Annotated in this window: 5 protein-coding genes; 1 reads left to right on the top strand and 4 read right to left on the bottom strand. The window is 45.3% G+C overall.

Annotated features, from left to right (window positions below):
- Positions 1 to 115 precede the first annotated feature (115 nt).
- From ACJ751_RS27535 to ACJ751_RS27525, 3 genes are all read right to left on the bottom strand, one after another.
- The gene (locus tag ACJ751_RS27535; protein ID WP_407748755.1) at positions 116 to 724 is read right to left on the bottom strand and encodes a hypothetical protein; all 609 of its coding nucleotides are present in this window, start codon (positions 722 to 724) and stop codon (positions 116 to 118) included.
- A gap of 151 nt (positions 725 to 875) precedes the next feature.
- Positions 876 to 2,351 (bottom strand): outer membrane beta-barrel protein, encoded by a 1,476-nt coding sequence (locus ACJ751_RS27530; RefSeq protein ID WP_407748754.1) that lies wholly within the window; start codon positions 2,349 to 2,351, stop codon positions 876 to 878.
- 87 nt (positions 2,352 to 2,438) lie between these two features.
- Positions 2,439 to 3,020 (bottom strand): RNA polymerase sigma factor, encoded by a 582-nt coding sequence (locus ACJ751_RS27525; protein ID WP_407748753.1) that lies wholly within the window; start codon positions 3,018 to 3,020, stop codon positions 2,439 to 2,441.
- A gap of 301 nt (positions 3,021 to 3,321) precedes the next feature.
- On the opposite strand from ACJ751_RS27525, the gene ACJ751_RS27520 reads away from it, so the two are divergent.
- On the top strand, positions 3,322 to 5,154 hold the full coding sequence (locus ACJ751_RS27520; protein WP_407748752.1) for a cbb3-type cytochrome c oxidase subunit I: 1,833 nt from the start codon (positions 3,322 to 3,324) through the stop codon (positions 5,152 to 5,154).
- Between the two features lie 114 nt (positions 5,155 to 5,268).
- Here the strand turns inward: ACJ751_RS27520 and ACJ751_RS27515 are convergent.
- Positions 5,269 to 5,894 (bottom strand): alkaline phosphatase family protein (locus tag ACJ751_RS27515; protein WP_407748751.1); only part of this gene is annotated, 626 nt, incomplete at its 5' end.

Genomic DNA, 5,894 nt, shown 5'->3' with positions numbered 1-5,894 from the left:
CTTACCTACGTAAAGCAGGGTCTCTGCAGAGTCATAATATTTGTAAATACCGGGGTCAACCGGTAAAGTAGGCGCAATTTGTTGAAATTCCTGTGCTGTCATGATAGTTGGTTCCTTAATCGGCAAAATCCTGGGGGTCCCAGATCACCTTTTCCATAGAAGTAACAGCCGGCCCGTTCTTTGGTTGACGAATGGTAATCACATAAAAGTATTCCATCATCTTCCAGGTAAGTTTCTGTTCAATGGTGGTATCGCCACTGTTGAAAGACCGTTCCATGTAAATACGTTTTACCTGGTCGGTGGCCAGGCTGGGCTGCAGGAATGCCATAACATTCCGCAACGAACTCCCGGGGTCTTTTGCCGTATAAATAAAGTTCAGCATTTCTGTGGTTTCATCCATCAGCGAATGTTCGGTAAAATGAGCATGGAACGAAGCGGAATCCAGTTCGGTCAGCAGGAACTGGCTGGCCAGCTTATGAAACTCCGCCGGCTGAATGTAGGCCGAGTCTTTGCGGCCCTCGGTATTCATTTTTTTCAGAATACCGCCGGCATAAGTATCAACCCTGACAATATCATTTTTAATAAAATCTGAGATGGGTAAATAAGTGCCGGAATTCAGTGAATCCTGGGTAGGTTGAACATCACCTGCAGGTTGCTGGGGTTTGTGTTTACAGGCTACGGCCAGTAATAACAGGGCCGGAAAAATTAGGTTTATCCGCTTCATCGGGTAAAATTATTGAATTCCGCTATTGCAGACGAAGTGTCTATCGAAAAGTATGATTATAATGTAATAGAAATGAAGAATGAAGTATGAAGTAGGAAATACGAAGAACGCGAGTGTCTTACCTCTTACATCCTACTTCCTGCCTCGAGTATTAGCGGATAGTTTTGGTTACGCCTATCTGGATACCATAGTTATACAGGTTCTCGCGGATAGGGTATTTCTGAATATAACTTGAGAACAATTGATAACGTAATTGCGGACCCACCTTCCATTTCAGGTCGCCGGTTTTATAAGAGATAAAAGCTTCAACGCTTGTATTTACATTCCACTTTCTAACCAGTGAAGGTTCGGTGGCGTATTTGTAATCGGCTGTAAGCAGGTAGCTGTTCCGGTTTAGTAAATAAGTTGGCTGAACGGTTCCGCCAATACCCACGTGAATTTTATCCTTACCCAGCAGGTTTACTTCCATACCCAGAGGAACCGACAACTGGAAGTACTGGTTGTGCAGGTTCTCTGCAGCATCGCCACCAAAGTTGCGGTAACGCGTATAAGTGGTAAGCTCACCGGTGGCAATACCCCAGTTTGAATTAAGGGCAATGGTGGCCGGTTCAGAATTGGAAGAACTATATGCCTGAATATCGTACCGGGTAAAGTTGAACAGTAAACCTGTTTTGAGGGTAAAGGTTTTGTTGAGCGTGTACAGGATGTTTGAACCCACTTCAAAGCCCATGGCCGGTTTATGGTTCACCAGCTTTTCCGGATCGCCTTCAATAATTGGTGCAAGAGGCAATGTTTTAACATCTGAAGGATAATTGCTTCCCCTCCAGGTGCGATAGTTCATAGTGGGGGTAAACGTCAACTGCCAGCCAAGCCGTTTTTGTTTGGGCACCTGTAATTCATATACCGCATTATTGGCCAGCCAGCCCACCCGTTTATTGTCTTCCTGGGCATTATGGGTGTTCTCACCCAGCTTAGATCCATCGATAGCAACAGGGTTGGTTAAAGACGTGGCGGCTGGTACCTGGAAAATTTGATTGCTGAACTCAGGCGCTGCAGCGCCGCCTTCCATGTGGTCAGGTTGCCAGAGTTCTTTAACCGGTCTGCTATCCAGGTCATATACAGGGGCTGCCTGGTTAAATGCCAGTATGGGATTGCCCGGAATGTCAATATTGTTGGTAGTGGCAGGTTCCATTGGTGGTTGATTCATGTTTATCACCACACCGGTATTGCCTTCGTCGTTGTTATCAGGATTAAGTACAAAAGTCCTTTGTTTGGCCACGCTGCCGTTAGAAGTACTGGCAGTTTGTTTTGGATTGCCAAAAGGAACTATCACTGCAGGTTTGTTATCGCTTGATTCGGTAGTTGTTTCAGTTGATTTTGAAATGGTGGAAGCCGGATTATTTTTACTGATAGCCTTGCTGCTGGTTGAAGGAGTGATGAATTCAATGAATGTATAATAACCAACAGCACCCAGAAAGAGAAGTAAACTTAACCAATACCACTTTCTGTTTGGGTGTAATGAACGGTGAATGCCTTTCCACACCTTGTCAGAAGGATACATCTTATATTGGTCAGATTTCTCTTTCAGCAGTTCTTCAATATCCTCTTTATAAAAACCTCGCTCCATATCAATTTTTGTTTGTACGGTATGTTTTCATAGGGTTAAGTCTGTATCAGTAAGTGAGATAACATACATTGAAAGTAAATCACAATGCTATCTACCTGCTGCTACTCCTAACCAATTGTGTTTTTCTTTAGGCCGCATGATGATTTTTTTCTTTACCAGAATATCTTCAAGCATTTGTTTGGCCCGGGTATATTGCGAACGGCTGGTGCTTTCTTCAATATCCAGCATGTCGGCAATTTCTTTGTGCGAATAACCTTCAATGGCATATAGGTTAAGAACCGTACGGTAACCTATAGGTAGCAGACGGATGCATTCTACTACTTGTTTTGCCTGAACTATTGAAGGCACTGATTCTTCGCGCACCTGGATGCTGGTTGCATGAATGATATCGACGCTTTCGTTGAACTTCTTGTTCTTTTTGAGATGGTTGATACAGGTATGAACTATGATTCGCCGTATCCAACCCTCAAATGCTCCTTTGTTCTGAAAGGTGTGTATCTGTGAAAACACTTTGATAAATCCTTCCTGTAACATGTCTTCAGCATCTTCCCGGTGGTGGGCGAACCTGTAACACACAGACAGCATTTTTGGGCTGTACCTGTTGTACAACTCCCGCTGGGCAGTAGTGTCGTTACGTAAACAGCCTTGTAAAATGGCGTCGTCGGTCATATAAACCGTTTGGTTGCCCTGTAATTTAGACAATTTTTCGATGTAATAGCTGCGCTATTTATAAAAAATTAACGCTCCGGGGCGCCAATTTTAATGTGGCAAAATCAGGCTTTAGCGGGCGTTTCTGTCGTTTGTAATCTGGATTGTCATGAATCTCATCAGTTTATCCTAACCTGGTGGCGTAAGTTTTGCTGCATTTTTAAATAACTACTTAACCCTGTCTGTTCCCTAAAACACCGGCATGAAACCTACCTGTTGACCGGGCAATAAATTCTACAAGATATTTTTAAAACGAGTGACCATGGCCAATTTAGAGGAAGTAACCCAATCCGGCGCCCCATCAATTGAAATACATAATGAAGAAGAGCATGGGGAACATGCCAAACAATCGTTCTGGAGCAAGTATGTATTTAGTCACGACCATAAAATGATTGCCCGTCAGTTCCTGATAACAGGCATGATCTGGGCCATCATCGGGGCTGCGTTTTCCGTATTGTTCCGGATACAATTGGGCTATCCGAGCGAAAAGTTTCCCATCCTCGAAGACTTGCTGGGCCATTGGGGCGAAGGGGGAAGAATTAATCCTGAGTTCTATTATTCCCTGGTTACCATGCACGGTACCATCATGATCTTTTTTGTGCTGACAGCCGGACTAAGCGGCACCTTTGCCAACTTTTTAATTCCCCTGCAATGCGGAGCCCGCGACATGGCTTCGCCATTTCTGAATATGCTTTCTTACTGGTTCTTTTTGGCGGCCAGCGTTGTCATGTTCTCCTCTCTTTTTTTACAAACCGGTCCGGCAAGCGGTGGCTGGACGGCCTATCCGCCGCTAAGCGCCCTGGGGGATGCCATGCCTGGCTCGCGTCAGGGAATGGATTACTGGCTGATCTCCCTGGCTTTGTTTGTGGTAAGCACCCTGCTGGGCGGCATCAATTACATTTCAACTATTTTAAACCTGCGCACCAAGGGCATGACCATGAACCGGTTGCCCTTAACTATATGGGCCTTGTTCTTTACTGCCTGTTTGGGATTATTATCATTCCCGGTGTTGCTCTCAGGCTTTATCCTGTTGTTGTTCGATCGCCATGGGGGCACCAGCTTTTACCTGAGCGATATTTATTTGAGCAGCATTGGTAAAGCCCTGCCAAACGAGGGCGGAAATGTTATTCTATACCAACACCTGTTCTGGTTCCTGGGCCACCCGGAAGTATACATAGTGATATTGCCCGCAATGGGCATTGCATCGGAAGTGATCAGCATTAATTCGCGCAAACCCATTTTTGGTTATTCCGCCATGGTAGGGTCGTTGTTCGCCATAGCCATCTTATCGTTTTTGGTATGGGCGCATCATATGTTTGTTTCGGGCATGAATCCATTTTTGGGTTCCGTGTTCGTACTATTGACCTTGCTGATAGCCATACCTTCAGCCATAAAAGTGTTTAACTGGCTGGCCACCTTGTGGCGGGGAAATATCCGGTTTACGCCGGGGATGTTGTTCGCCATTGGTTTTGTAAGCGTGTTCATTTCGGGCGGGTTAACCGGTATCTGGCTGGGTAACTCAACCATCGATCTGCATGTGCACGACACGTATTTTATCATTGCACACTTTCACCTGGTAATGGGCGTGGCGGCTATGTTTGGGATGTTTGCCGGTATTTATCACTGGTTCCCTAAAATGTATGGCCGGTATATGAATACCACGCTTGGTAATATTCATTTCTGGGTAAGTATTGTGGGAGCTTATTGTATCTTCTGGCCCATGCATTATGAAGGCCTGGCAGGTATGCCGCGCCGTTACCTGGATTATTCCAACTGGGCATCGTTCAATCAATTTGAAGACCTGAACCGGTTTATCACTATTGCTTCCATCATTGTTTTTGCGGTGCAGTTGTTGTTTGTTTTCAACTTCTTTTATTCCATTTTCAAGGGAAGAACGGTAACCAGTTTAAATCCCTGGCAGGCTACCACCCTGGAGTGGACCACACCCATCCATCCGCCGCATGGCAACTGGGACGGAGAGATCCCCGAAGTGCATCGCTGGGCTTATGATTACGACAAAGACGAACGGCCTTTTATTTCACAAACAGAGCCGGTTGGGGCGAGGGAAGAAAATATGGAGCATGTGGCAAGTTGACCAGTTAACCAGTTGACCAGGATTGTTCAAAGAACTTATAAAAGAAAGGCTCCCCGATTACCGGAGAGCCTTTCTTTTATGTATTTACTGATCAACTTGTCAACTGGTTAACTATTAAACCAACACATCACCCGTCATTTCTGCTGGAATAGGTAAGTGCATCATTGTAAGAATAGTGGGCGCAATATCACCCAGTTTGCCTGGCTTAATAGTTCCTTTAAAATTGTTATCGATAATGAATAAAGGCACCAGGTTCATGGTGTGGGCGGTATTGGGCGTACCGTCCTGGTTGATCAGGTAATCGGCATTACCATGATCGGCAGTTAAGAAAACGGTATAGCCATGCGCCAACGCAGCAGTAACCACGCGTTCAACACAATGGTCAACGGTTTCAACAGCTTTAATGGCGGCTGAGAAAACGCCGGTGTGACCCACCATGTCGGCATTGGCAAAATTCAGACAGATAAAATCAGCTGATTCTTTTTCAATTTCCGGAACAATGGCGTCGGTTACTTCATTCGCGCTCATTTCGGGTTGCAGATCGTAGGTAGCTACTTTGGGTGAAGGGATCATAATGCGGCGTTCACCCTCAAAAGGCTGTTCGCGGCCACCACTGAAAAAGAAAGATACGTGCGGGTATTTTTCAGTTTCGGCTATACGGATCTGTTTCTTGCCATTGTTGGCCAGAATTTCACCCAGCGTATTATTCAGGTTATCGTTTTCGAATACCACGTTCACAT

The sequence above is a fragment of the Niastella sp. genome, assembly GCF_045805085.1.
In the GTDB taxonomy this organism is placed as follows: Bacteria; Bacteroidota; Bacteroidia; order Chitinophagales; family Chitinophagaceae; genus Niastella.
Note: the sequence above shows the minus strand (reverse complement) of the source record. Positions and strands in the feature narration are given on the sequence as shown.